At 40.5% G+C, this 25,600-nt stretch carries 23 protein-coding genes and 1 tRNA gene; 9 read left to right on the plus strand and 15 right to left on the minus strand.

The genetic code is table 11. The features are described 5' to 3' along the window. Window positions 1-55 precede the first annotated feature (55 nt). Both nrdB and yfaE read left to right on the plus strand, forming a co-directional pair. The gene (gene nrdB / locus PSR9079_RS16650; protein ID WP_149982491.1) at window positions 56-1,186 is read left to right on the plus strand and encodes a class Ia ribonucleoside-diphosphate reductase subunit beta; all 1,131 of its coding nucleotides are present in this window, start codon (window positions 56-58) and stop codon (window positions 1,184-1,186) included. Further along, complete coding sequence (gene yfaE, locus PSR9079_RS16655; protein WP_145233207.1) at window positions 1,186-1,458, plus strand: class I ribonucleotide reductase maintenance protein YfaE; 273 nt, start codon at window positions 1,186-1,188, stop codon at window positions 1,456-1,458. The genes nrdB and yfaE overlap by 1 nt, the downstream gene beginning before the upstream one ends. A 4-nt stretch (window positions 1,459-1,462) precedes the next feature. Here the strand turns inward: yfaE and PSR9079_RS16660 are convergent, their stop codons facing one another. Next, a complete protein-coding gene (locus tag PSR9079_RS16660) occupies window positions 1,463-1,990 on the minus strand; it encodes a YaeQ family protein (RefSeq protein ID WP_145233204.1) in 528 nt (175 codons plus the stop codon). Window positions 1,991-2,140: 150 nt separating this feature from the next. Between PSR9079_RS16660 and PSR9079_RS16665 the strand changes: the two genes are divergently transcribed. Next, window positions 2,141-4,513: a TonB-dependent receptor gene (locus tag PSR9079_RS16665; protein ID WP_149982492.1), complete on the plus strand. Its 2,373-nt coding sequence runs from the start codon at window positions 2,141-2,143 to the stop codon at window positions 4,511-4,513. 70 nt (window positions 4,514-4,583) lie between these two features. Here the strand turns inward: PSR9079_RS16665 and bamJ are convergent, their stop codons facing one another. The 7 genes from bamJ to PSR9079_RS16700 form a co-directional block, all read right to left on the minus strand. Continuing rightward, window positions 4,584-5,201 carry a BamJ family beta-barrel-assembly machinery protein gene (gene bamJ, locus PSR9079_RS16670; RefSeq protein WP_149982493.1) on the minus strand — a complete coding sequence of 206 codons (618 nt, stop codon included), beginning with the start codon at window positions 5,199-5,201 and terminating at the stop codon, window positions 4,584-4,586. A 104-nt stretch (window positions 5,202-5,305) separates the two neighbouring features. Beyond that, window positions 5,306-5,692, minus strand: a complete 387-nt coding sequence (locus PSR9079_RS16675; protein ID WP_179959208.1) for a hypothetical protein — start codon at window positions 5,690-5,692, stop codon at window positions 5,306-5,308. A gap of 49 nt (window positions 5,693-5,741) precedes the next feature. Further along, window positions 5,742-5,832: transfer RNA gene (locus PSR9079_RS16680), tRNA-Ser, on the minus strand. A 101-nt stretch (window positions 5,833-5,933) separates the two neighbouring features. Continuing rightward, window positions 5,934-6,311: a hypothetical protein gene (locus tag PSR9079_RS16685; protein ID WP_145233198.1), complete on the minus strand. Its 378-nt coding sequence runs from the start codon at window positions 6,309-6,311 to the stop codon at window positions 5,934-5,936. A gap of 202 nt (window positions 6,312-6,513) precedes the next feature. Next, window positions 6,514-7,062, minus strand: a complete 549-nt coding sequence (locus PSR9079_RS16690) for an NAD(P)H nitroreductase (RefSeq protein WP_149982494.1) — start codon at window positions 7,060-7,062, stop codon at window positions 6,514-6,516. A gap of 106 nt (window positions 7,063-7,168) precedes the next feature. Beyond that, window positions 7,169-7,846: an HvfX family Cu-binding RiPP maturation protein gene (locus PSR9079_RS16695; RefSeq protein ID WP_149982495.1), complete on the minus strand. Its 678-nt coding sequence runs from the start codon at window positions 7,844-7,846 to the stop codon at window positions 7,169-7,171. Window positions 7,847-7,910: 64 nt separating this feature from the next. Beyond that, entirely contained in the window at window positions 7,911-9,872 is a 1,962-nt protein-coding gene (locus PSR9079_RS16700; RefSeq protein WP_149982496.1) for an oxidoreductase, read from the minus strand. 218 nt (window positions 9,873-10,090) lie between these two features. Between PSR9079_RS16700 and sppA the strand changes: the two genes are divergently transcribed. Next, the gene (gene sppA, locus PSR9079_RS16705; protein WP_149982497.1) at window positions 10,091-11,956 is read left to right on the plus strand and encodes a signal peptide peptidase SppA; all 1,866 of its coding nucleotides are present in this window, start codon (window positions 10,091-10,093) and stop codon (window positions 11,954-11,956) included. A gap of 70 nt (window positions 11,957-12,026) precedes the next feature. Next, a complete protein-coding gene (ansA, locus tag PSR9079_RS16710; RefSeq protein ID WP_149982498.1) occupies window positions 12,027-13,037 on the plus strand; it encodes an asparaginase in 1,011 nt (336 codons plus the stop codon). Window positions 13,038-13,121: 84 nt separating this feature from the next. On the opposite strand, the gene gndA is transcribed toward ansA, so the two are convergent. Further along, window positions 13,122-14,495: an NADP-dependent phosphogluconate dehydrogenase gene (gene gndA / locus PSR9079_RS16715; protein ID WP_149982499.1), complete on the minus strand. Its 1,374-nt coding sequence runs from the start codon at window positions 14,493-14,495 to the stop codon at window positions 13,122-13,124. A 404-nt stretch (window positions 14,496-14,899) separates the two neighbouring features. On the opposite strand from gndA, the gene pyk reads away from it, so the two are divergent. Beyond that, window positions 14,900-16,336: a pyruvate kinase gene (pyk, locus tag PSR9079_RS16720; protein ID WP_149982500.1), complete on the plus strand. Its 1,437-nt coding sequence runs from the start codon at window positions 14,900-14,902 to the stop codon at window positions 16,334-16,336. 104 nt (window positions 16,337-16,440) lie between these two features. Here the strand turns inward: pyk and PSR9079_RS16725 are convergent, their stop codons facing one another. The 6 genes from PSR9079_RS16725 to thrS all read right to left on the minus strand — a co-directional run bounded on the left by PSR9079_RS16725 (window position 16,441) and on the right by thrS (window position 21,830). Then, window positions 16,441-17,265, minus strand: coding sequence for a LytR/AlgR family response regulator transcription factor (locus PSR9079_RS16725; RefSeq protein WP_149982501.1), 825 nt, complete (start codon window positions 17,263-17,265; stop codon window positions 16,441-16,443). After that, window positions 17,262-18,335 carry a sensor histidine kinase gene (locus PSR9079_RS16730; protein ID WP_149982502.1) on the minus strand — a complete coding sequence of 358 codons (1,074 nt, stop codon included), beginning with the start codon at window positions 18,333-18,335 and terminating at the stop codon, window positions 17,262-17,264. The genes PSR9079_RS16725 and PSR9079_RS16730 overlap by 4 nt, the downstream gene beginning before the upstream one ends. Before the next feature lie 174 nt (window positions 18,336-18,509). Further along, complete coding sequence (gene rplT / locus PSR9079_RS16735; protein WP_008110477.1) at window positions 18,510-18,872, minus strand: 50S ribosomal protein L20; 363 nt, start codon at window positions 18,870-18,872, stop codon at window positions 18,510-18,512. A 15-nt stretch (window positions 18,873-18,887) separates the two neighbouring features. Further along, window positions 18,888-19,088 (minus strand): 50S ribosomal protein L35, encoded by a 201-nt coding sequence (gene rpmI, locus PSR9079_RS16740; RefSeq protein WP_004587840.1) that lies wholly within the window; start codon window positions 19,086-19,088, stop codon window positions 18,888-18,890. A gap of 208 nt (window positions 19,089-19,296) precedes the next feature. Further along, the gene (infC, locus tag PSR9079_RS16745; protein WP_145233176.1) at window positions 19,297-19,860 is read right to left on the minus strand and encodes a translation initiation factor IF-3; all 564 of its coding nucleotides are present in this window, start codon (window positions 19,858-19,860) and stop codon (window positions 19,297-19,299) included. Window positions 19,861-19,919: 59 nt separating this feature from the next. Continuing rightward, window positions 19,920-21,830, minus strand: a complete 1,911-nt coding sequence (thrS, locus tag PSR9079_RS16750) for a threonine--tRNA ligase (RefSeq protein WP_145233174.1) — start codon at window positions 21,828-21,830, stop codon at window positions 19,920-19,922. A 258-nt stretch (window positions 21,831-22,088) separates the two neighbouring features. Between thrS and PSR9079_RS16755 the strand changes: the two genes are divergently transcribed. The 3 genes from PSR9079_RS16755 (at window position 22,089) to PSR9079_RS16765 (ending at window position 25,562) form a co-directional block, all read left to right on the plus strand. Further along, on the plus strand, window positions 22,089-23,102 hold the full coding sequence (locus tag PSR9079_RS16755) for an endonuclease/exonuclease/phosphatase family protein (protein WP_149982503.1): 1,014 nt from the start codon (window positions 22,089-22,091) through the stop codon (window positions 23,100-23,102). Between the two features lie 66 nt (window positions 23,103-23,168). Continuing rightward, the gene (locus PSR9079_RS16760; RefSeq protein ID WP_145233170.1) at window positions 23,169-23,615 is read left to right on the plus strand and encodes a DUF3010 family protein; all 447 of its coding nucleotides are present in this window, start codon (window positions 23,169-23,171) and stop codon (window positions 23,613-23,615) included. Window positions 23,616-23,816: 201 nt separating this feature from the next. Beyond that, window positions 23,817-25,562, plus strand: a complete 1,746-nt coding sequence (locus tag PSR9079_RS16765) for an AMP-binding protein (RefSeq protein ID WP_149982504.1) — start codon at window positions 23,817-23,819, stop codon at window positions 25,560-25,562. Window positions 25,563-25,600 lie beyond the last annotated feature (38 nt).

Below are 25,600 nucleotides of genomic sequence, written 5' to 3' on the forward strand. Positions count from 1 at the left end.
AAATTGGAAGCGGGCTATACGCCCGCTTTGCCCTGTTCGTTTTTTGAGTGATCTTATGTCTTATACTACTTTTAGCCGAAACCATAATAACCAACTACAAGAACCGATGTTTTTCGGCCAAACCGTTAACGTATCGCGTTATGATCAACAGAAGTACCCTATTTTCGAAAAGCTAATTGAAAAACAACTATCGTTTTTTTGGCGTCCTGAAGAAGTCGATGTAAGTAAAGATCGGTTAGATTTTCAGGCCTTACCTGATCACGAAAAACATATATTTTTAAGTAACTTAAAATATCAAACCTTACTTGATAGTGTGCAAGGTCGCTCGCCTAATGTTGCGTTACTGCCAATTGTGTCGATCCCAGAACTTGAGACCTGGATTGAAACATGGGCATTTAGTGAAACAATCCATAGCCGTTCATATACACATATTATTCGTAACGTTACCCAAGCCCCTGAGCTTATTTTTGATGATATCGTTAGTAACGACAAAATCAGTGAACGTGCTGATGCCGTAACTAAATATTACGATGAATTAATTAATAAAGTGGCTGTGTATAACTTATACGGTGAAGGTAAACATGAACTTAATGGCGAAACAGTTCATATCAGTTTATTTGAACTTAAAAAGCTTTTATACCTTGCAATGATGTCAGTGAATATCTTAGAAGCGATCCGTTTTTATGTCAGCTTTGCCTGTTCATTTGCGTTTGCAGAGCGAGAATTAATGGAAGGTAACGCTAAAATTATTAAGCTGATCGCCCGTGATGAAGCGCTTCATCTTTCTGGTACTCAGCATATTTTGAATATTATGCAAGATGGTAAAGACGATCCTGAAATGGCTATCGTAGCAGCCCAGTGTCGTGATGAAGCGATCAAGATGTTTGTTGATGCTGCTGAACAAGAAAAAGAATGGGCTGAATACCTGTTTAAAGATGGTTCAATGATTGGCTTAAACAAAGATATTTTATGCCAATACGTTGAGTACATTACTAATGCTCGTATGACTGCAGTTGGTTTACCAACACAGTTTAAAACCAGCAGTAACCCTATCCCATGGATCAATTCATGGTTAGTGTCAGACAATGTACAAGTTGCTCCGCAAGAAGCGGAGATCAGCTCATACCTTGTAGGCCAAATTGACTCTCAAGTTAATGCCTCTGATTTCGGTGACTTCGATCTCTAATGACCAGCAACAAAACTGCAAAGATCCACTTTGCAGATAATAGCCAGTGTGTAGATTTTGACACTGGCTGTCATTCCCTTTTAGACTGCCTAGAACAACAGCAATATGAAATTCCTTTTCAGTGTAGAGAAGGATATTGTGGTGCCTGTAGAGCAACCCTAGTAGCAGGGCAAGTCACCTATAACGAAGAACCACTCGCCTTTGTACGTGATGGAGAAGTACTGCTGTGCTGCTGTAAACCCGATGGCAATATCACTCTCAATTTGAAGTAATTTATTAATGCCAGTCAAACTGCTTTGTTTCATAGCAATGTATTTTATCGCTGATCATTAAACTACTTTCATCTATGGTTACATCCCAATTTAAACTGCGGGTTAAATCCACCTGAATATCATCAATAAACTGCTGGTCAATCTCAATAATATGGCTATTATCAAATAACTTTAACCGTGACTGAGATTGCGTTAACCATTCACTATTGCCCGTTGTTAATATTAATAATTCATCCACTTGCTTAGCGATCTTAACTAATTCATCAAGGTCAGGTTTATCAACACTTAACCAGGTTTTATAATGTTCATCCAACGCTAGAATTCCTACATCTGGCTGTAGTTTATCAGCAAGTTTATTAAGCACTGCATGGCTGTCATAAGATAAAATACAATAGCCTAACAGCTTTAAAACAAAATGCTCCAGTGTTTCATTTTTAGTCAACGCTGTGGTAAAAATTTCTTTGTGATTACGCTGATGACGCAGATCAGCTATGCTAAATCGTGCTTTAAAAATACGTGTTTTATCAGACATAATATTCACCAGTCTCGCCGTTACTCCTATTGAGTATAGCCCAATCTGATATAAGCACGTTTATTTTAAAAGTTATGGTATAACATTATTGATCAGCACAAATGATGGTGTTATATTATATCACAACATAATAGCAACAACGTAGTAACCATGATCCGACATTCCTTAATATCAACTGCAATTATCACTGCTTTAAGCTCTTTTTCTGCTCATGCTGCGCTGGTAACTGGGCAAGTTTTTGACAATAACAAGCAACCACTCAGCTATGCCGATGTGCACGTACACGGTAAAGCACAGTCAATTAAAACTGACGAGAATGGCCGATTTAGTATTAATATTGATGCTAATAGCCAATTACATATTAGTAAAAATAATTTTGTTGATGCTAGAGTTCAAGTAACTGAAACCAGTTCTGCTCTAAATATCACGCTTGTACCTACGTCAGTTGAATCTGTCGTTGTGTACGCCTCTGCCCTGCATAAAAATAGCTTAGAGATGATTTCACCAGTGAGTGTACTCAGTGGTGATGAACTGCGCAATAAAGCAAAACCCACGTTAGGCGAAACGCTCAAAGGCCTTCCAGGTGTTAATGCCAGCTATTTTGGCCCTGTTTCATCTAGCCCTATAATCCGTGGCCTAGATGGCCCTCGCGTTAAAATCACCCAAAATGGCTTAGACAGCAGCGATGCGTCACGTATTGGCCCAGATCACGCAACATCGAATGACAGCCTAGCTGCAGAACAGATTGAAGTTTTGCGTGGCCCAGCTACGCTACTTTATGGCTCAGGCGCGATTGGTGGCGTAGTTAACGTAGTAGATAACCGCATTCCAACTGATAATATCGAGCAGTTAACTGGGGCTGTTGAATACAGCCATGACACAGTTTCAAATGCCAACACCTATGCTGCCAAGCTTGAGACGGGCCATAACAACTTTAATTTCCATTTTGATGGTACCAAACGCACTGGTGATGACTACCAAACTCCGCGTTTTAACTTACCTGAAGAAGAGCACGAAGATCATGAGGGTCATGACGAAGAAGAGCATGAAACAGCCACCTCGGTAAAAAATACCTTTATTGATAGCCAAACCGTTAACTTTGGTACTAGCTATGTAGGTGAGCATTTAACGCTAGGTGTTTCTTATGGCCGTATTGAAACCGACTACGGTATTCCAGCACATAGCCATGATCACGAACACGACCATGATGAAGGCGAAGAAGAAGCCGTTTATGCGCGTGTAGAACAAGATCGCTGGCAAGGTTTGATGAGCTATGCATTACACAACAACTGGATTGAAACTATTAATTTACGTCTAGGTTATACTGATTATCGCCATGCTGAAATTGAAAATGGCGCGATCGGTACTATCTTTAGTAATGAAACCACTGAAGCACGTTTAAATATTGAGCATAAGTTAGGTAATTGGCATGGTATGGCTGGTTATCATTTTAGTGACTCTGATTATGATGCCGATGGTGAAGAAGCCTTCACACCCGCTAGCAAAACGACTACTCATGCATTATTTATCCTCGAAGAAAAACAGTTTGGCGACGTGACATTAGAATTAGGTGCGCGTATTGAAGATTATAATATTGATAGTAATGTCGGTGCTGCTGCGCATGACCATGAAGATGAAGATGATCATACTGATGAACACGCCAATGAAATAACGCCTTACAGTAAAAGCTTTACTAATCTGAGCGCTTCAGCAGGCGCTATTTGGCAATATACACCCGGACAAAGTATTGCGCTGAGCGTGTCACACTCTGAACGCGCACCGTTATCAGCCGAGCTATTATCAAATGGTGTCCATATTGCAACTGGCACCTATGAGCTTGGTTTAGGCTACGCGATAGAAGACGGTGAAATTCACTTCGAACCTGAAAATATCAAACAAGAAACATCAACCAATATTGATTTTGGCTTTAGACGCTTTAGTGGCGATTTTGGTTATACGGTTAACTTTTTCTATAACGACATTGCCAATTTTTACTATCAGCAAAACACGGGGTTAATGTTTGATGAAGAGCACGGCCTTGAAGCTGCAGAGCCTGGCCACGATGATGGTATGGCTGTTTATCAATTTGTCAGTAAAGATGCGAAATTATACGGCATTGAATTTGATGCACATTATCAATTAAATTCAAATGCGATGGTAAAAGTATTTGGTGACTCAACCACTGCAAAACTTGCTGATGATGAAGGGTATTTACCGCGTATTCCGGCAAATAAGTTAGGTTCAGAATTACAGTATAATATCAGTGATTGGCAGTTCAGCTTAACTGGCACACACTACTTTGAACAACGTGATATCACGGCTTATGAAACCGCAACTGATAGCTATACACTGTTTGATGCGCAAGCAAATTACCAATTAAGTGTCGGTCCGGTAGATACACAGTTTTATATCAACGTTGATAATATTACGGATGAACTGGGTTTTGTACATAGTTCATTTATTAAAGATAAAGCGCCACTACCCGGGCGTAACTTTAGAATTGGTCTACGTGGTTATTTCTGAACTCAGTAAATAACCATAAAAAAGCCGCGCTAATAGTTATTAGCGCGGCTTTTTATTACTCAATTTCTAATTAAAGAATTTCGTGTAGCTCAACGTCAAATACCAGTGTTGAGAATGGTGCAATTGCAGCACCGGCACCACGTTCTCCATAAGCAAGCTCATGAGGAACATAGATACGCCATTTGGTGCCTTCAGGCATCATTTGTAATGCTTCAGTCCAGCCTTTGATCACGCCACCAACTGGAAACTCAGCAGGTTGACCACGCTCATAAGAGCTGTCAAATACAGTACCGTTGATAAGTGTACCGTGATAATCAACACGCACTGTTGACTCAGCAGTTGGCTTTTTGCCTTCACCTGTTGCTAGTACTTCATATTGAAGACCAGACTCAGTCACTGTGATTTCAGCACGTTTTGCATTTTCTTCTAAGAATGCAATGCCTTCAGCTGCAAGTACTTTCGCTTCTTCTTCACGACGTGCTTGGATTTCAGTGTTGATTTTTTCGAATGCAGCTTGGATCTCAGGGATCTCAACTTGGAAATCGCCGCCCACATACGCATCTTTCATGCCTGCAAATACTGAATTTAAGTTTAAACCTTCGAAAGGGTTAGCTTTAAGTTGCTCACCCATCTGTAGGCCAATACCGTAACTTGCTTTTTCAGCATCTGTAGTAAAATTATCTGACATAATATGTTTCACGTTTTGTTTATACCAAGCTTAATAACGCTGGTATCAGTTAAAAGACGCGCCTATGCTATCATAAAAAAAAGCCCTTTTGGGCTTCTTTAGAGCTAGTTTTTAGTGAGTTTTCGCTTTATTAAGCGCACAGCAAAAGTCAAGATTGGCAAGCTGATTAAAATACCAGCAAGTAATGGACGACTCAGTAATGCCTGCGTACCAACTAATAACACCGGCACGACTAATAAACCGATACAACCAATAAATATTGCCGCAATTTCTGGCCAGTATTTATCATATTTAGTAATTAAATGCCCAGCTAATAGATTAAAGCCTAGGCAGTAAAGCATAGCTGTGAGCAATACATGCTCTGGTTGTGCATCCATCGCCATTTTAACGAGTAAGTTAATAGCACTGTGATAACAGTAGCCAAACACCGACCATAACAGTACGTGTTTTAGCACCCGTTGTGTGGTGTTTAATTGATTTTGCTGTGACATCTTAAACTCCAGATAGCAAAAAGCCGCCCATAAGGCGGCTTTTTAAATATGGTGGAGAGATAGGGATTTGAACCCTAGAGGGGCTATAAACCCCTGCCGGTTTTCAAGACCGGTGCATTCGACCACTCTGCCATCTCTCCGTACGGCGCGGATAATAGGGGTTAGCCGCCTTGTTGTAAAGCCCTAAAAGTAAAAAAGTTCAAATTAATCGTTACAATTACTCGAAGCGCTTAAAAATACATCAATAATACTGTTTTGGACGTTTCGCGACCCACGAACACAGTAAGCAAACTAATAAGCTAAAAGTTACAAAACTTAAGCTCTGAAAGATTAAATCAAAGCGGTTTAGATCATCACTTGGTACAAGCACCAATACAAAAGCGGGTAAAATACTCACAAACAACACGTAACAACACACTTTAAACGCTCTACCAAAATCAAATCGTCTTGTGCGTTGCATCCACCACGCTAAGATAACCACAATAGCAGTTGATGAGATCGCGATTAAATGAGGAGTCTGTGTACTAAATGCTGTGTAAAGAGTGATAGCCGCACCAACAAAACCCCATAAGGACCACGTTAACCATTTTTCTTTTTCACGTAAAAATAAATTTCCCATTATCCTCGTCTTCTTGTTGTTATTCTAATTAAGACACTCCATACATTAACAAACTGCAGAAAAATAACAAACCATTGTATTGAGGGTTATTGCATCCAAGCGCTTCAGACAGCCAAGCTACCTAAAGATAATAACAAAGGTAGCCTTAATGCACTCTGACTGAAATAACACGACAAAGTTCCAATTAATTACGTTTTGGCAACTATAAGTGTGTGAAAAAGTGTTCTGGACTATGACGAACAGTCTTTTTACAGTCCACTTCTGGAGTGCCTAAATACAGGTAACCGACAATCTCATCTTCATTATCAAGCTTTAACGCCGCTTTTACCGCCTCACTTTGCGCAAAGTAACCAGTACGCCAGACACCACCCAGTCCCTGCGCAAAAGCTGCTTGTTGCATAGCTAACACAGCACAACCAGCACTTTGTACTTGTTCTATACGCGGTACTTTTGGGTGCGCTTGATATTTGGCAATGGCAATGATTATCATCGGCGCACGCAGCGGTAACTCTTTGGCACGATTAATGACTTTTTCATCTTGTTGTTCTGCAACTGCACTTTGATAATAAATTTCGCCGAGTCGTTCTCGCGCATCTTCTGCAACAACAATAAATTGCCAAGGCGCAAGGCAACCATGATCAGGCACACGAAGCGCTGCTTGTTTAATAATATCAAGTTGACTGTTGTTTGGGGCAGGTGCAATCAGTCGAGGATCTGACTGACGAGTCAATAAAAGCTCAATAGCGTCCATAACGATTCTCTAATTAAAAAAGAAACTAGCATAGCATTGATAGGGATTGCTGAGAAAGTTTGAAAGTTTGCGACGGGCGTCGCAAACTGACAGGTAGAGATTTAGATTATTCGAATCTTTTCCGTAACCAGTGATCAAGGCTAACAAAACGCCCACCGCCGGTAAAAAATAAACTCAATAACATCGCAAAATAAATTGCTGAAAACTCAATACCATTATTCAAAATGGACGGTTTACCCTTTTCATAAAGGTAATCTGGGAAACCATGTTCTTGTACAAGCCCTCGAATTTTCTCAATACGTTCTTTTACTTCTCGGGAATTATCTAAACTTTCTTTTGCACCGGGGATCGCCAACCAATCAAGTACTTGTGCAGCACTGGTATCTGGATCTGTCGGCGCAATCGCAAACCAGCCATTGTGCCAATGTACAGAGGTTGCGGCAACGACCATAGTAAACATCAGCGGTATGCTAACCAGACGGGTTAATAAACCAACTAAGAGCAGCCAGCCACCGAGAAATTCACTCCAGCCAGCTAAAAAAGCCAGTAAATCAGGAAAAGGTAAGCCTAAACCCCAATCTGGGTTACCAAACCAAGCAACAACATCTGGAGAAGCTAAAAAGAATTCAAAAAAACCATTACCATTACCACTGATATTTAGCTTGTTATAACCTGCGATGATCATAACTGGCGCCAGTATCAGTCTAAATAGTAAAGCAGGGATACCATCAAAAATGGCTATTTTTTGTAGGGAAGTTTTATATAGTGTGATCAATGTATTCATCGTAGCAGTCTAGTCTTTTGAAATGTATTAAACAAAGACCGCTACGATTAAAAGTTTATTTCAGTTAAATTTTACGCGCGACCTGAAGCGCTTCATAAATAGCTCGTTTTGCATCAATTGCTGATGCTAATTTGGCCCCGCCAATTACATGTACTTTAGGATTATCGATTAACCCCGACATTAATTCGTTATTAGAGACTTGCCCGATACAAGCGATCACTGTATCAACAGGTAGCACCTGCTCCTCTCCTGCCACAGTAATCTTTAGACCTTGCTGATCAAAATGATGATATTGACAATCAGCGATCTGTTTTACACCATGTTGCTTTGCAACTTGACGATGTATCCAGCCCGTTGTTTTACCAAGCTCACTGCCAAAACGCCCGGCGCTGCGTTTTAGCATAAACAATTGACGATTATCTTTATCTGGACTTGGCTGACATTCAATTCCCCACTGCGATTTAAAATCAGCAATACTTTGGTCTTTATGTTCACTTAAAAAAGCAACCATATCAAAGCCAATGCCGCCGGCACCTAAAATTGCAATCGATTGCCCTAATTCAACTTCACCACGAATAACTTCATCGTATGAAAAAACACGTTTATTATCCGCGCAGGTAAAGTTTGCCTCACGCGGGCGCACACCCGTTGCAAACACCACGTCATCGTATTGCTCAAGCATTTTATCGGTAAAAGGAGTATTGAGTGTTACCGTGACCTTTAGACGTTCAAGTTCATTAATAAAATAACGCAAGGTATGATTGAAATCTCCTTTACCAGGAATTCGCATCGCTAAATTAAATTGGCCGCCCATATCTGTATTTTTATCAATCAGCGTTACCGTATGACCTTTTTGCGCTAAGTAACAACTGGCAGATAAGCCCGCAGGCCCAGCACCTACAACCAACACATTTTTAGCCTTGTTGGTCAGCTCAAGAGGATAATCTAGCTCAAACCCCGCATGAGGATTCACTAAGCATGTTGCTCGTTTACCTTTAAATACATGATCTAAACAGCCCTGATTACAGCCGATACAAATATTAATGTGTTTACTTTGTTGTGCTTGATATTTATTAAAAAACTCTGGATCGGCTAATAGTGGTCGTGCCATCGAAATCAGATCGGCATCCCCTGCAGTTAAAATTTCATTGGCAATCTCAGGAGTATTAATACGATTTACAGCAATGACAGGAACCGATACCACTTCTTTTAAACGTTTTGAAGCTTCTTTAAATGCACCTGCTGGCACCATACTCGCAATAGTAGGTACTCGTGCTTCATGCCAGCCTATGCCGGTATTTAAAATATCAACTCCAGCCTGCTCTAATGCTTTGGCCTGGATAGTAACCTCTTCAGGTGTTGACCCATTCGGAATTAAATCCATCACCGATAATCGAAAGATAATTAAAAATTCTTTATTTACTTTGGCACGTACAGCTTTGACTATCTCTAACGCTAAACGCATACGGTTTTCTAAACTTCCACCGTATTCATCTGAGCGTTTATTGGTATGCGGTGCCATAAACTCATTAATCAAATAACCTTCTGAGCCCATCACTTCAACGCCATCGTAGCCTGCCTTTTGTGCTAAATAGGCGGAATGAGCAAAGTCTTTGATGGTTTTTTTTATTGCACTGAGCGACATTGCTTTGGGTTGATATGGGTTAATAGGTGCTTTAATTGCACTTGGTGCTTGATTAAATGGATGATACGCATAACGTCCAGCATGTAATAATTGTAAGCAAATCTTACCGCCGTGTTGATGGACAACATCAGTGTATGCACGGTGCTTAAACACATCATAATAGCTATTAAAAGACGATGAGATTGGGGTTAATTTGCCACGCAAATTAGGACTGTAGCCCCCCGTAATGAGCATCGCAGTACCACCTTTAGCGCGCGCTTCATAAAAAGCACGCAGGCGTTTTCGATTATGCCATCCCTCTTCAAGCCCCGTGTGCATTGAGCCCATTACCAAACGGTTACGTAGCTGTGTGTGTTTCAATTGTAATTGTTGTTCTAACATCCTCTGCCCCAATAAACTGGTCTAACCTCTATACATTAGCCAATTTTGCTCGATTGGCAAGCAATAAGCAACAAAAGCGATAAATTAGCTAATATTTTCACATTCTCACGGTTAAAACCTCGCTCATAAATACTTAGTTACGATTTAACAGTTAAATTAATTTTTATTCTGGGCTAAGATGGTGACAGATATAAGTTGTACCAGACTAAGGATTTATTTTGATTGCAAAGCTATTTAAAGGACTGTGGGCAGGAATTAACTTTTCTCGTCGTTTAGTCCTCAATTTTTTATTTGTGTTACTCGTAATTCTTTTCATTGTTTCAATCGCAAGCGATGACAATGAAATCAATGTTGCTGACACATCGGTGCTCAGGCTAAACCTCAATGGTCCAATCGTAGAAGAAAAAGTTTACGTTGATCCAATTGAAGCTGCCATCAATGATGCAACACAGGGCAACGACGAGCCGGCTGAAATTTTACTTGATGATATTATCGAAGTAATTGATCAAGCCACTGAAGATAAACGCATTAGTGTGATTTTGCTGGATTTACAAAAAATGCCTAATGCGCATTTAAATAAATTAAAACAAATCACTCAAGCGTTAGAGCGGTTTAAAGCGAGCGGCAAAAAAGTAATTGCCTCTGGTTATTATTACTCACAAGCACAATATTACATTGCTGCGCACGCTGATGAAATATCGATGCACCCTTATGGCGGTGTAGAGATCCAAGGCTTTGGCATGTACCCATTGTATTTTAAAGATGCGCTTGAAAAACTCGGTATCACTCAGCATATTTTCCGTGTTGGTACATTTAAATCGGCTGTTGAACCGTTTATTCGTAACGATATGTCAGATGCAGCAAAAGAAGCTAATAATGTATGGCTAGGTGCATTGTGGCAAGAATACAAACAAGACGTTGCCGCTGTGCGCCCATTTGATGAAGCAAACTTTGATGAAACAATGGACGTGTTTCTGGCAAAAATGCAAGCAGTTAATGGCGATTCAGGTAAATATGCCCTTGAACATCAATGGGTTGATTCTTTAAAAACCAATCAACAAGTGCGTCAACAATTAATTGCCTTAGTAGGCACTGAAGAAACGGGCAAAACATTCAACCAAGTATCATTTAAAGAATATCTTTCATTGGTTAAACCGCCGATTGAGTTTGATAACCCAATGACAGAAAAAGTCGCCGTTGTGGTTGCACGCGGTACTATCTCTGACGGAGAACGTAAAGCCGGTGAAATTGGTGGTGACTCTACAGCGGCTTTACTACGTAAAGCACGCTTAGATGATAAAGTAAAAGCGGTTGTACTGCGTATTGATTCAGGCGGTGGCAGTATGTTTGCCTCTGAAGTTATTCGTGCTGAAGTACTTGCTCTTAAAGCAGCTGGTAAACCCGTGGTTGCTTCAATGAGCTCAGTAGCAGCTTCTGGCGGCTACTGGATTGCCTCTGCTGCCAACGAAATTTGGGCAGCACCGAGCACAATTACCGGCTCAATTGGTGTATTTGGTAACTTTATGACCTTTGAAAACACCATGGCTAAATTAGGTGTTTATTCCGATGGCGTTGCCACAACTGAAATGGCTGGTCTATCAATCGCTCGCCCGCTTAATGAAAAAATGGCACAGGTTATTCAACTAAGTGTAGAAGACGCTTATCAACGCTTCTTAGAGGTTGTTGGTGAAGCACGAAATATGACCCCTGAGCAAGTTGACTCTATTGCACAAGGCCGTGTTTGGATTGCAAGTCAAGCGCAAGAGCTTGGCTTAGTTGACAAATTAGGCAATAAGCAAGACGCTATCAAAGCGGCAGCTGAACTGGCTAAGCTTGATTTTTATGAAGTTAAAACCATTAAGCAGAGTCTATCGGCGGAAGAGAAATTAATGCAGGATATTTTTGGAAATGCATCGATTAGATCGCTAATTGGCTCACAAAGTACGCTACAAAACGCACTCTCAAACCAAGCATCTATCAATGGTTTAGTTAAGCAATTAACAACTGAGGTTGAAGGTCTAAAAGATTACAACGATCCGCAAGGCATTTATGCCCGCTGCTTAGTGTGTAATATTTCGCAATAAATAGTGTATAGGCTGTAATCGCAGCAACTAACCGTTATACTAAGCCCAGTTTTTTTACTGGGCTTTTTTTATGAAACGTAAACGTATTTATATCGCATATACTGGCGGTACGATTGGGATGAAAAAATCGAGTCGAGGCTATATTCCCGCTGAAGGTTTTTTAACACAAACCGTAGAAAACAATGCCGAATTTAATCGTGATGAAATGCCCTTATTCGATATTCACGAGTATTGCCCGCTGATTGACTCATCAGACATGTCCCCTGCTCATTGGCAACTAATCGCTGATGATATTAAAAGTAAATACCAAGATTATGATGGCTTTGTCGTGCTTCATGGTACAGATACCATGGCGTATACCGCATCTGCTTTGTCCTTTATGTTTGAAAACTTAACAAAGCCAGTGATAGTGACAGGCTCGCAAATTCCACTGTCGCAATTGCGCTCTGATGGCCAAGTAAATTTACTTAATGCGATGTATTTAGCGGCTAATTATCCGATTGCTGAGGTTAGTCTATTTTTCAATAATCAATTATTTCGCGGTAATCGTGCGACTAAAGCACATGCCGATGGCTTTGATGCCTTTGCATCCCCTAACCTAGATCCATTAGCACTATCAGGTATTAATATTCAATTATTAAAAGGCCAGTTAAGCCCGTATGTTGAAAATGAGCTACAAGTCACCAACATCACGCCGCAACCTATTGGTGTTTTATACTTGTATCCTGGGATCAGTCATGCTGTAGTTAAAAGTCTGGTAAACGACAATATCAAAGCCCTCGTATTATTGAGCTTCGGTGTAGGCAATGCGCCACAAGATCCAGACTTTTTAGAGATCCTCTCCAGCGCAAGTAAGCGCGGAATGGTTATCGTCAATTTAACCCAGTGCTTAAAAGGGCATGTAAATATGGGCGGCTATGCAACTGGTAACGCATTACTTAACATTGGTGTGATCAGCGGTTACGATATGACCTTAGAGGCATGCTTAACTAAATTACATTACTTATTTAGCCAAAAGCTTGAAATTGAAACTATTCGCCATTTAATGCAAGACAACTTACGTGGTGAGTTAAGTAGATAAGCTGAGCGCTTTATAATAAAACTATTTTTTAAATTAAAAAGGCACGCTAATTAGCGTGCCTTTCATTTAAACCTATTGGTCTAATTAACGTACTTTCGCGTCAATCTCTACTAAATCAGTTAAATGACATACCTCACCACTATGAGTTTTAATGCCATGCTCACCAAAATAATCTCGCTGTGCTTGTACTAGATGACCATTGCTTGGTGTCGTCAACGTCGCAAAATACGTTTGCGTTGAGCTAAGTACCGGAAATGCTAATCCAGTCATCATTGCTTGACCTGTTATTTTACGCAGCGCTAATGACTCTTTTTCTAAAGTGTCGATAAACTCAACACCTTCAGCGATGTTATCTAAGTAATCAGCACGGATAATACAACCAGCACGCCACGTTTGCAGTGTTTTAGATAAATCGACTTTCCATTGATGTGCACGTGATGCACCTTTGATCAGCGCAAGGCCTTGACGATAAGCCAGTAAACTTGCAAACAAGAAGGCATCTTTAAGTTCATCTAAATCTAATTCAACCTGTGAAGTTGATTTAGCTGCATACGTCATTTCTTTCGCTGCATGTGTGTCACCAGTATTGGTTAAGTGACGCGCTTGCACAGCTGCAACCAATGAAGGAACGGCGATACCCAGTTCTAATGCATTTTGTGCCGTCCACAAACCAGTGCCTTTCGCGCCAACTTTATTATCAATCAAATCAACTAACGCTTCACCCGCATCGGTTTCTAACGATAAAATATGACTTGAGATAGATAATAAATAGCTATTGAGTGTGCCTTCAGACCATTGATTAAAAATCTCTGCAACTTCATGTGGAGTGCGGTTAGTGCCTAAGCGTAATAATTGATACATTTCTGCGATTAGTTGCATTAATGCATATTCAATTCCGTTGTGCACCATTTTTACAAAGTGACCACTGGCTGATTGACCAACACGGGCAAAACACGATTCACCTTTGTAGCTTGCTGCTACTTTTTCAAACCATGGCTCAACGCGTTCCCAGCCGCCTTCTGAACCACTTGCCATCATCGCAGGACCATGACGCGCGCCTTCGGCACCGCCAGAAATACCCATCGTGGCAAATTCAAATTTATTTTGATATTTAAGTTTACGAGTAATACCGTCTTTATAATTACTATTGCCACAATCGACGATAATATCGTCACAATCAACGCCTGCATCAACTAAATCGCTGCAAACTGTATCGACTAACTCACCCGCTGGCACTAATAACAAAATTGAGCGAGGCGGCGTTAACCGTTTTACCATATCACCTAAATCAGACACAATGTGCAGACGATCTGCCATGCCTTGTAATTTAGCACAGCTTAATAGCTCTTCGCCCGCGTCTGGGTTTTTATCATAAGCTACTAGCGTCATCCCTTGTTCAATCAAGTTGAGAGCAAGATTTTTACCCATAACGCCTAACCCTACTAATGCAACTTGCATTTAGTGTCCTCCTCGGTAACAACTATTGGTTAGTAAATGAAATAATACCGCGCGCATTATATACCCAAGCCACTTAAAAATGCGAGCCTAGACAACAGATACAACGCTTTGCGCAAGACAAACACGCAAGATACAGTGATTATATCAAACAACCGTTGCCTCGGGGCGATAAATTTTCCTGATATGGATTTCTGAGTCGAGCATTGACGAGACCTGACACCGGTGTCATAATGTGGTCATAATTTTTTTGTATAAAATAATGACAGCTTTACACGTTACCTTGATGTCAACGCGCTATTTGCTGTCAGTAAAAACTGTATTATGCGTGTCAGTTAAACTAACACCTATAAATAACGAAAAACCGTCAACCTGCTTACAACATCGTAAGCCTACAGGAGAATTTGATGCTTAGACGCACAAAAATAGTCGCGACCCTTGGACCTGCAACCGATCGAGATAACAACTTAGAAAAAATAATCCGTGCTGGTGCAAACGTAGTGCGTTTGAATTTCTCACACGGCATTGCACAAGATCACAAAGACCGTGCCCAAGCTGTGCGTGACATTGCCAAAAAACTAGGCAAGCACATTGCTATTTTAGCCGATCTACAAGGCCCAAAAATTCGTGTATCGACATTTAAAGATGGCAAAGTAACGCTATCTGTTGGTGCAAAATTTATTCTTGATGCAAAAATGGAAAAAGGCCTAGGCGATATCAACGCCGTAGGTATTGATTATAAAGAATTACCACAAGATGTTGCCCCTGGTGACTTACTACTTTTAAACGATGGTTTAATTCAATTAACAGTAGTAAATGTTGAAGGTCATTTAGTGCATACCACAGTAACTGTTGGTGGCGTGTTATCTAACAATAAAGGCATCAACCGCTTAGGTGGTGGTTTAACTGCTCCAGCCTTCACTGATAAAGATAAAGAAGATTTATTAACTGCAGCAGAAATTGATGTTGATTATATCGCAGTATCGTTCCCACGCAGTGGCGACGATATGCGTTATGTGCGTTCACTAGCTGAAGCTGCAGGCTCTAAAGCACAGCTTTTAGCTAAAATTGAGCGTGCTGAAGCCGTTGAAACGGTAGAAGCAGTTGATGATATTATTCTTGCCTCAGATGCGGTGATGGTTGCTCGTGGTGACTTAGGTGTTGAAATTGGTGATGCTGCCTTAATGGGTAAACAAAAACTCATTATCCGTCGTGCTCGCTCACTTAACCGTACCGTGATCACAGCAACACAAATGATGGAATCAATGATCGATAACCCAATGCCAACCCGTGCAGAAGTTATGGATGTTGCCAACGCAGTCCTTGATGGCACTGATGCGGTAATGCTTTCAGCTGAAACAGCGGCAGGCGATTACCCAGAAGAAACCGTGGCAACCATGGCGCGCGTTTGTTTAGGGGCAGAATCACAAAAAGAAACTCACGTTTCTAAACATCGCTTAGACAGCCGTTTCTCTTCTAATGCAGAATCAATTGCATTGTCAGCTATGTATGCGGCAAACCATTTAGATTCAGTAAAAGCGATTATTACTTTAACTGAATCAGGTAGCACAGCAAAATTGATGTCACGTATCAGCTCTGGCTTACCTATTTATTCATTGTCTCGTCATGCCAGTACGCTTGGTCAAACAGCATTATATCGTGGTGTTTACCCGGTATTCTTTGACTCAACACAATGTGAAAAAGATAACATGGTAAAAGATGCCCTTAACACACTTGTGAATGCGGGTTCATTACAATCTGGCGATACTGTGATCATTACTCATGGTGATGCTATGGAAACGATTGGTGCAACCAACACTATGAAAATTGTTACTGTTGCTTAATTAACGCAGTTATAAAAAAACGCGAGCCAAGGCTCGCGTTTTTTATTTAAAACACATGGTTTAATTTACTTCGTTATATAACAGCTATTGAGCCCGTTTCTAAGTTAACTTGCTAACGCAGCTTTTACTTTATCGCGATAACTACGACTTACTTTTAGCTCTTGCCCATTATCTAATACTAATAAATACTCACCACTTACCTGAGTTACAAGCTTGCTAATTTGTTTAGTATTTACTATTGCACTGCGGTGTACACGTACAAATAGCTGAGGATCAAGTTCCTGTTCAAGCTCTTTCATTGTTTTTCGTAAAATATGCGTTTGACCATCTTGGCAATGTAAACACATATAGTCACCAGCGGCATCAACCCATTGAATTGTCGCTACAGGTACACGGATTATTTCACCCTGCTCTTTCACCGCTAAAGATTCTGGGTAACGGCGATCTGTTAATGTATCGCCAGTTGCCAGTTTTTTCAAAATCTCTTCACAATTATTACCAGTAATTCCAGCTACAAAACTCGCCAATTTCTTTTTATGGGCGTTGTCTTGTTGCGTCTTCAAGTAGGTATGCACTTTTTCTACCGCCTGTTTTAGTCTGTTGTCGTCGACTGGTTTAAGGATATAATCTAAAGCATGGATCTCAAATGCTTTGACTGCGAACTGATCAAATGCGGTAACGAATACAATAGCAGGTAACGCTCTGACACTTTCACTGAGTGCTCTGGCAACCTCAAATCCATTCATTCCAGGCATTTGAATATCTAAAAAAACTAAATCTATTTTCCCTGCTTGGCATGCATCGATTGCCTCTTGGCCAGAGCTACATAATTTAATGACTTCGATATCATCAAACTCCTCTAGTCTTACAGCTAAGCCTCTACGGGCTAATGGTTCATCATCGACAATCAGGGTCTTAATCTTGCTCATTTCTTCACAGCCTTCTCAAACGGAACGCGCAGATTCACTTTCAATCCACTTGGCGTATTATGTGATAACACAAACGAATAGTTATTTTCATACAAAGTTTTCAGGCGGTCTTTCGTATTTGCCACCCCTACCCCTTGTGAATTAACTAATTGGCCATTAAGTAATTCAGTACCAGGGCCATTATCGCCTACTTCCAGTAATAGTTCATTAGCAAAAACTTGTGCTTTAATATCAATCACCCCACCTTCGATCAGATGAGCTATCGCATATTTAATCGCATTTTCAATGATCGGTTGCAATATTAAACTCGGCACTAATGCATTTTTTGCTTCATCACTGATTTGCACATTCACTTGCAACCGTTCATCAAAGCGTACTCGCTCTATTTCAAGATAAAGCATCAGTGCATGCAACTCTTGTTCAAGTGGGACTTTCTTTATCGGATCGGTATTGAGTGTATAACGTAAAAAGTCGCTCAATTTTGACACCATTAAATTAGCATCTTTATTCTCTTTTACCAAAATCAATGTAGATATAGCATTAAGAGTATTAAACAAAAAATGAGGATTTAATTGATAACGTAGCATCTTCAGTTGTGCTTCATGCGCCATCGTTGTTGCTTTAAGGGCTTTTTGGCGCTCACTTTGCAGTAGTTGATAATATTTAATGCCAAAGTACAAACCACTCCAACAAAGAATAATATAAACCGAATCTAAGCCTTGTTGTAGGTAGTAAAACCACTCTGTAGGACGATAGCCATGGCGATAAATCTCCCATAAATTGAACTTTTGTATTACTGCCCATAAAGTCCCTGTAATGTACGAAGCGCCGAACACTACTAACATTAAAACCCAAGGAGATGCATTCCAGGCTTTGCGATACATATAACGCAATGGTACAGTCATTAAACAGCCGGCGTAAGCATTGAGTACGATCACAAATACATAAATATCGCGCATCTCAAAGACTTTAGAGCCAATGTAGTTAACAAGTGCATAACCGACCCAACCCGCAATCTGTAATACCCAGAAAAAGCGTTGACGGTTATCAACTAAGGATTGCCAATTCAAAATAGTTAATTACCTCATTTATTTGTAATTATTATATAGCGTTAGCGCGGTTGGGATCACTACCGACTATCTCGCTTTTCACGAGCCTTACCGCAAATAACTGTTGGTGAAAACTTTATTTTAGCCACAAAAAAAGGAGCCATAGGCTCCTTTTTAATACTTATTTTTAAAAGCTTAAGCTGCCGCTAGGCCTTCTTTAGCTTTTGCAACAAGCGCTGCGAATGCAACTTGGTCATAAACAGCGATATCTGCAAGGATCTTACGATCGATTTCTACAGATGTCTTTTTAAGACCATTGATAAAACGGCTGTAAGACAGACCATTTTGACGTGAAGCAGCATTGATACGTGCAATCCATAATTGACGGAAAGTACGTTTCTTCGCACGACGGTCACGGTAAGCGTATTGACCCGCTTTAGTAACAGCCTGGAAAGCTACGCGGTAAACACGTGAACGTGCTCCGTAGTAACCTTTTGCTTGTTTTAAAACTTTTTTGTGACGTGCACGTGCGACAACGCCGCGTTTAACTCTTGCCATTTCTAAAAACCCCTATTAAGCGAATGGTAACATACGTGAAACTAGACCATGGTCGTTCTTATGAACCATCATCTTAGGACGTAGGTGTAACTTACGCTTAGAAGTTTTCTTAGTCAGAATGTGACGAAGATGCGCTTGTTTACGCTTGAAACCGCCAGAAGCAGTCTTTTTGAAACGCTTAGCCGCGCCTCTGTGACTTTTTAGCTTATAAGCCATTGCAATAACTCCAAATGTATTGCTTTAAAATTAGTAAGCAGGCGTGAGATATATTGCTATAGCTCCACTTTTAGGCCTAACTTACTGCCATATTCCGGTGAAAACCCAACATAAATGCTGCAGTTTTACTTTATTACCGGTTAGCACAGGTGAATATTTGCATATTACTTGGTGACCTGAGCTAAATTCGCTGAGTATCTTAGCTTGTTTATTGCTTTTTAGCAACAGGCGCCATCATCATAACCATTTGGCGACCTTCAACACGATTAGGGAAAGACTCAACAACTGCAAGCTCTTCCAAATCGCCTTTGATACGGTTTAGTAATTCTATACCAATTTCTTGGTGGGCCATTTCACGACCACGGAAGCGGATGGTAATCTTAGCTTTATCGCCACCTTCTAAGAACTTACGTAAGTTGCGAAGCTTAACCTGATAATCACCTTCATCCGTACCAGGACGGAATTTGATTTCTTTTATCTGGATTTGCTTTTGCTTCTTCTTCTGCTCTTTTAGTTCTTTGCTTTTTTCAAAGATGAACTTACCGTAGTCCATGATTCTACAAACAGGCGGCTCAGCATTTGGGCTAATCTCTACTAGATCAACACCAGCGGCATCAGCCATAGTTTGCGCGTCTTTTAATGACTGAATTCCAGCTTGCTCGCCTTCAATGTCAATTAAGCGAACTTCTTGAGCTGTAATTTCTTCGTTAATACGATTTTTTTGGGCTGTTTGTTGCCCTTTCTTGCCGCCTCTAATAGTACGTTCCTCCAAGAATATCAAATAATAAGCGTGTAGTTAGCAATTAAATGTATGCCCTACACGCAGAGTTTTTATAGTCGATTTTTAATTTCTTCGCTAATTTTAGCGACAAATTCATCAACATTAAATTTGCCCAAGTCTTCACCTGTGCGGGTACGTACTGCTACTTCTTGTTGTTCAACTTCTTTATCACCAACAACAAGTAAATAGGGGATACGTTTTAATGTATGTTCACGGATTTTAAAGCCAATCTTCTCATTTCTCAAGTCAGCAGCGGCTCTAATTCCAAGTTTATTTAATTTTTGTACAATTTCCTGCACATAAGCTGCTTGTTTATCAGTGATATTCATAATCACTACTTGCTTTGGTGCAAGCCAAGTCGGGAATAAGCCCGCGTACTCTTCTGTAAGAATACCGATAAAGCGCTCGATAGAGCCCAATATTGCACGGTGGATCATTACAGGTGTACGACGTTCGTTGTTTTCAGCAACATAAGTTGCCCCTAAACGCCCTGGTAATGCAAAATCTAGTTGCACTGTACCACACTGCCACGCTCTGTCTAAGCAATCGTACAAAGTAAATTCAATTTTTGGACCGTAGAAAGCACCTTCACCCGGTAAATAATCAAATTCGATGTTATTTGCTTTCAGGGCATCAGCTAATGCAAGCTCTGCTTTGTCCCACATATGATCTTCGCCAATACGCTGTTCAGGGCGTGTTGACAGCTTAACCACAATTTTTTCAAAGCCGAATGTTTCATACGTATCGTAAACCATTTGGATACACGCTGATACTTCGTCCATGATTTGTTCTTCAGTACAGAAGATATGGGCATCATCCTGAGTAAAGCCACGTACGCGCATTAGACCATGAAGTGCGCCTGACGGCTCGTTACGATGACAACAACCAAATTCAGCCATACGCAGTGGAAGATCACGGTACGATTTTAAACCTTGATTAAAGATCTGTACGTGACCTGGGCAGTTCATTGGTTTGATTGCGTATTCACGCTTTTCAGATTCAGTGGTAAACATTGCTTCTGAATACTTTTCCCAGTGACCTGATTTTTCCCACAAAGAACGATCCATCATCATTGGACCTTTTACTTCTTCGTACTGGTACTCGCGTAACTTTTCACGCACAAACTCTTCAAGTTCACGGTAAATGCTCCACCCATCGTTGTGCCAAAACACCATGCCTGGCGCTTCTTCTTGCCAATGCCATAAATCAAGTGCTTTACCAATACGACGGTGATCACGTTTTTCGGCTTCTTCTAAACGTTGCAAGTAGGCTTTAAGTTGCTTTTTATCGCCCCATGCAGTGCCATAAATACGCTGCAACATTTTATTATCTGAATCGCCACGCCAGTAGGCACCGGCTACTTTCATTATTTTGAAATGTTGGCAAAAACGCATGTTCGGTACGTGTGGACCACGACACATATCGATGTATTCTTCGTGGTGATATAATCCTGGACGGTCATCTTTAGCAATGTTTTCGTCAAGGATTTGAATTTTGTACATTTCACCGCGCGCTGCAAATGCATCACGGGCTTCTTGCCAGCTTACGGTTTTCTTAACCACGTCGTAGTTTGTTTTAGCAAGTTGCAACATGCGCTTTTCAATAGCTTCTAAGTCATCTTGACTTAATGAATGTTCCATATCGATATCATAGTAAAAACCATTATCAATCGTTGGACCAATTGCCATTTTTGCATCAGGAAACAGTTGCTTAACTGCATGACCAATCAAGTGAGCACATGAGTGACGAATTATTTCTAAGCCGTCATCATCTTTTGCGGTGATGATTTCAAGGCGAGAATCGTCAGAAATTAAATCACAGGCATCAACACGAGTGCCATTAACACGACCAGCGATAGTGGCTTTTGCTAAGCCTGGGCCGATATCATTGGCTACATCAAGTGTACTTACAGGGTTTTCAAAACTACGCTGACTGCCGTCAGGAAGAGTAATAACTGGCATTATAAGTCCTTACTACAGTGGTGACGCCTACAATGCATCACATGTATTTATTAAATTAAAATGAATAACTCGACAACGCTTTTACGAATAAGCATTGTTAATTTTAACCGTATTTGGTTAATGTATTTGTTGAGTCTTAGCAAACACAAGCAGTTATTGTCGCGTTTGGAGCCACTAAATACAAGTATTTAGCCAGACAAATTGACAAATAACCCTCGCATTTCATACTTAATTTAATTTCAGCTGTTGGATAACCTAATGACGACGTCTAATCGTATCCGTTTTGCCACTTTAAATTTACTTAATTTTGCGGCGCCACCTTATTCTTTTTATCAATTACATGAACGTTATAACGCAACGCAATGGCGGCAAAAACAGCAATTTATCACTGACTTTCTACAGCAAAGCCAGGCAACGGTTGTTGCTTTCCAAGAGGTGTTTAGCCCCAAACAATTGGCCATTTTGTGTAAAGAGCAAGGCTATGACTATTTTGCTACTGTTGCCAGTCCACGCAGTGATCATCTCTATCCACAGGTGTTATTTAACCCTGTGGTGGCGATTGCCGCGAAAATCCCTTTTCAAGCGTGTCACGAACTCACCCCTTGCCCAGAACTACTTGAGTACTTAAATAATCAAAATGAATTTAAATTTAATCGCACACCTATTAAATGCAGTTTTGATGTACCTGAATTTGGTGATTTAACCTGCTATGTGGTGCACTTTAAATCACAACGGGTGCATTCAATGGCGCATATTTTAAACATTCATAATCAAGACGATCCCTTATTAAATCTATTACAACAAACCGTTGGCATGATGCAATCGCAAATATCACGCTCACTGGAAGCTTCGATTGTTTATTATGATGCGCTAAAAACCCAGCGTGAAAAAAACTGTGCAACATTAGTAATGGGGGATTTTAACGACAATATTGACAGCCCTGCGCTGTCATTCATGACCCAAGGATTTCACCCTACTCGTTGCGAGCCCTGTTTAGAGCTTGAACAACCCATTGTAGGATTAACTGATTCGTTTGCATTAAGCAGTGAATCAGCAAATGGTAAAGTAAAACCAGCAACACATTACTATCAAGGTCGTGGCAATGTGCTTGATTATATTTTGACCTCAGGACACTTTAATACTGATTGTGCATTATCGCGGATAAAATCGTTGCACTATCTAAGCTTTGATAAACACTTAAATCCAAACCAAATTGATGAAGATATCTGCGTAAGCGACCACAGCGGCATTGGGATTGAAATCGGTTTTTAAAATGCACTGTTTTTAAGGCGTTTAATTGATATAATGCTGCCCAAATTAGTTATTTAGAGAATGACAATGAGAACATGCGGTGTAGAAATTACCGGTAGTGACGTACTACTGTGTATTTTAACAAAAGATAACGATGTATTTGATATACGAGATATTCGCCAAACTCGCTTTACCTTAGGTAATGGTAATGACACTGAAGTAATGCGTAAATTCCAATTTGATTTTGCGAAACTTATGCAGGACTATCAAATTGACTCAGTTGCTATTCGTCAACGTGCGCCTAAAGGTAAATTTGCCGGTAGTGCGAACGGTTTCAAAATGGAAACTGCAATTCAATTGATCCCTGAGCTGAGTGTTTATTTATTCAGCACAACCGAGATCAAAGAGCAATTAAAACGTAATCCTATTCCTATTGATTTCGCTGAAACGGGGCTTAAAAAGTACCAAGAAAATGCGTTTGTAAATGCATATGTACATTTAATGAAAAAAACCTACCGCAGCGAAGAACTTTAATTTTCAATTAAAGTTCAATTTATAATCAGATACTGCGCTAGTGTGTACTGCAATGTTTTTGTTGTAGCTACAGCTAGCGTTTTTTATTGCCTAATATTTATCATTTTTATTACTACATTGGTCGTATAGCGCTTTCATTTGTCGACAATCTGTGTTTTTCTAACTAAGTAGACTCTCACAACATTGACACGGAGACCGTACATGCAAATAAGTAACAATAATACAACTGCAACCGATGCGAATAAAACAGTCAAAGATGCAGCAGGCTTAGAGCATAGCTACTATAAAGGAGCACAAAGCCCAGCATTGATCAATAAAACCATAGGTGATTACTTCGACTCCATTGTCGACAATAACCCAGACCACCCTGCAATAGTACTGCATCATCAAAACATTCGTTTAAGCTATAAAGAATATCAGCAGCAGATCAACCAGCTGGCAATGGGGTTACTGGCTTTAGGTGTAAAACCAGGTGATCGTGTTGGTATCTGGTCACCAAACAACCTTGAGTGGTGCTTAACCCAATTTGCGACCGCCAAAATTGGCGCAATCATGGTCTGTATTAACCCAGCGTATCGTCCAAACGAACTACAATTTGCACTAAATTCAGTCGAGTGTTCAACTCTTATAACCGCTTCAAGTTTCAAAGCCAGTAATTACCTAGGCATGCTTAATGAATTACTGCCCGAACTTGCCGCTGCAAAAGCAGGGCAACTGCAGGCAAAAAACCTCCCCTATTTAAAAAATATTATTCGCATTGGTGATGAGCCTGCCGCTGGCATGTTTAGTTTTAGTCAAGTTATGACAATGCCAACTGCCTCCCACCGCGTTGAACTCAACGCCATTGGTGCAACTTTGCAACCAGATCAAGACATCAACATTCAATTTACCTCCGGCACAACAGGCAATCCCAAAGGCGCTACGCTCTCCCATAAAAACATTTTAAATAATGGTTTTCTTATGGCTAATGCAATGCGCTTAACTGCAGATGATAAGCTGTGTATTCCAGTGCCGTTATATCACTGTTTTGGAATGGTATTAGGTAATTTAGTATGTATAAGTAAAGGAGCTACGGCAGTATTTCCGGGAGATTCTTTTGATCCAACAATCACGCTTGAGGTGGTTGAAAAAGAACGCTGTACTGCACTGCATGGCGTACCGACTATGTTTATTGCTGAACTGGAACTAAAAGATTTTGCTCGTTTTGACTTATCCAGTTTACGTACGGGTATCATGGCAGGCTCGACGTGTCCTGAGCAAGTAATGCGTAAAGTACAATCGCTGATGCATATGAATGAAGTTGTTATCGGTTACGGTCAAACGGAATGTAGTCCCATCAATAATGCCACGGAGATTGACTCATCCATTGAAAAACAAGTTACTACCGTCGGTCGCGCGCTGGCGCATACAGAAGTAAAAATTATTGACGAAGTGGGTAATTTACAAAAAATAGGGCTTGCTGGCGAAGTATGCAGCCGTGGTGCGGGTATTATGCGTTGCTATTGGAATGATGAAGAAAAAACCGCCGCAACTATCGATAAAGAAGGTTGGCTACACTCCGGTGATTTAGGTGTAATGGATGCGGAAGGTTTTGTTGCAATAGTGGGCAGAATTAAAGATATGATCATTCGTGGTGGCGAAAATATCTACCCGCGCGAAATTGAAGAAGTACTTTACACTTACCCTGGCGTGCAAGATGCTGCTATTTTTGGCATCAGTGACGACAAGTACGGCGAAGAAGTATGTGCTTGGGTGCAGCCTAAAGATGATGCCGTGTTAACAGAGCAAGAAATTCGCAGCTTCTTAAAAGATAAATTAGCTTATTTTAAAATACCAAAACACATTCAATTTGTTGAAAGTTACCCTATGACGGTTACCGGAAAACTACAAAAGTTTAAAATGCGCGAACAAATGCAAGCACAATTAAAAGACAACGCGTTTTCATAATTAGCCAAAGCTCACGTTAGTTAATAACGCCCAATGTA

The sequence above is a fragment of the Pseudoalteromonas rhizosphaerae genome, from assembly GCF_902498845.1.
GTDB classification, from domain to species: domain Bacteria; phylum Pseudomonadota; class Gammaproteobacteria; order Enterobacterales; family Alteromonadaceae; genus Pseudoalteromonas; species Pseudoalteromonas rhizosphaerae.

Bases quoted from the DNA above. Each gene is read 5' to 3' on its own strand.
- nrdB (WP_149982491.1), top strand. From the start codon at position 56: ATGTCTTATACTACTTTTAGCCGAAACCATAATAACCAACTACAAGAA.
- yfaE (WP_145233207.1), top strand. From the start codon at position 1,186: ATGACCAGCAACAAAACTGCAAAGATCCACTTTGCAGATAATAGCCAG.
- PSR9079_RS16660 (WP_145233204.1), bottom strand. From the start codon at position 1,990: ATGTCTGATAAAACACGTATTTTTAAAGCACGATTTAGCATAGCTGAT.
- PSR9079_RS16665 (WP_149982492.1), top strand. From the start codon at position 2,141: ATGATCCGACATTCCTTAATATCAACTGCAATTATCACTGCTTTAAGC.
- bamJ (WP_149982493.1), bottom strand. From the start codon at position 5,201: ATGTCAGATAATTTTACTACAGATGCTGAAAAAGCAAGTTACGGTATT.
- PSR9079_RS16675 (WP_179959208.1), bottom strand. From the start codon at position 5,692: ATGTCACAGCAAAATCAATTAAACACCACACAACGGGTGCTAAAACAC.
- PSR9079_RS16685 (WP_145233198.1), bottom strand. From the start codon at position 6,311: ATGGGAAATTTATTTTTACGTGAAAAAGAAAAATGGTTAACGTGGTCC.
- PSR9079_RS16690 (WP_149982494.1), bottom strand. From the start codon at position 7,062: ATGGACGCTATTGAGCTTTTATTGACTCGTCAGTCAGATCCTCGACTG.
- PSR9079_RS16695 (WP_149982495.1), bottom strand. From the start codon at position 7,846: ATGAATACATTGATCACACTATATAAAACTTCCCTACAAAAAATAGCC.
- PSR9079_RS16700 (WP_149982496.1), bottom strand. From the start codon at position 9,872: ATGTTAGAACAACAATTACAATTGAAACACACACAGCTACGTAACCGT.
- ansA (WP_149982498.1), top strand. From the start codon at position 12,027: ATGAAACGTAAACGTATTTATATCGCATATACTGGCGGTACGATTGGG.
- gndA (WP_149982499.1), bottom strand. From the start codon at position 14,495: ATGCAAGTTGCATTAGTAGGGTTAGGCGTTATGGGTAAAAATCTTGCT.
- pyk (WP_149982500.1), top strand. From the start codon at position 14,900: ATGCTTAGACGCACAAAAATAGTCGCGACCCTTGGACCTGCAACCGAT.
- PSR9079_RS16725 (WP_149982501.1), bottom strand. From the start codon at position 17,265: ATGAGCAAGATTAAGACCCTGATTGTCGATGATGAACCATTAGCCCGT.
- rplT (WP_008110477.1), bottom strand. From the start codon at position 18,872: ATGGCAAGAGTTAAACGCGGCGTTGTCGCACGTGCACGTCACAAAAAA.
- rpmI (WP_004587840.1), bottom strand. From the start codon at position 19,088: ATGGCTTATAAGCTAAAAAGTCACAGAGGCGCGGCTAAGCGTTTCAAA.
- thrS (WP_145233174.1), bottom strand. From the start codon at position 21,830: ATGCCAGTTATTACTCTTCCTGACGGCAGTCAGCGTAGTTTTGAAAAC.
- PSR9079_RS16755 (WP_149982503.1), top strand. From the start codon at position 22,089: ATGACGACGTCTAATCGTATCCGTTTTGCCACTTTAAATTTACTTAAT.
- PSR9079_RS16760 (WP_145233170.1), top strand. From the start codon at position 23,169: ATGAGAACATGCGGTGTAGAAATTACCGGTAGTGACGTACTACTGTGT.
- PSR9079_RS16765 (WP_149982504.1), top strand. From the start codon at position 23,817: ATGCAAATAAGTAACAATAATACAACTGCAACCGATGCGAATAAAACA.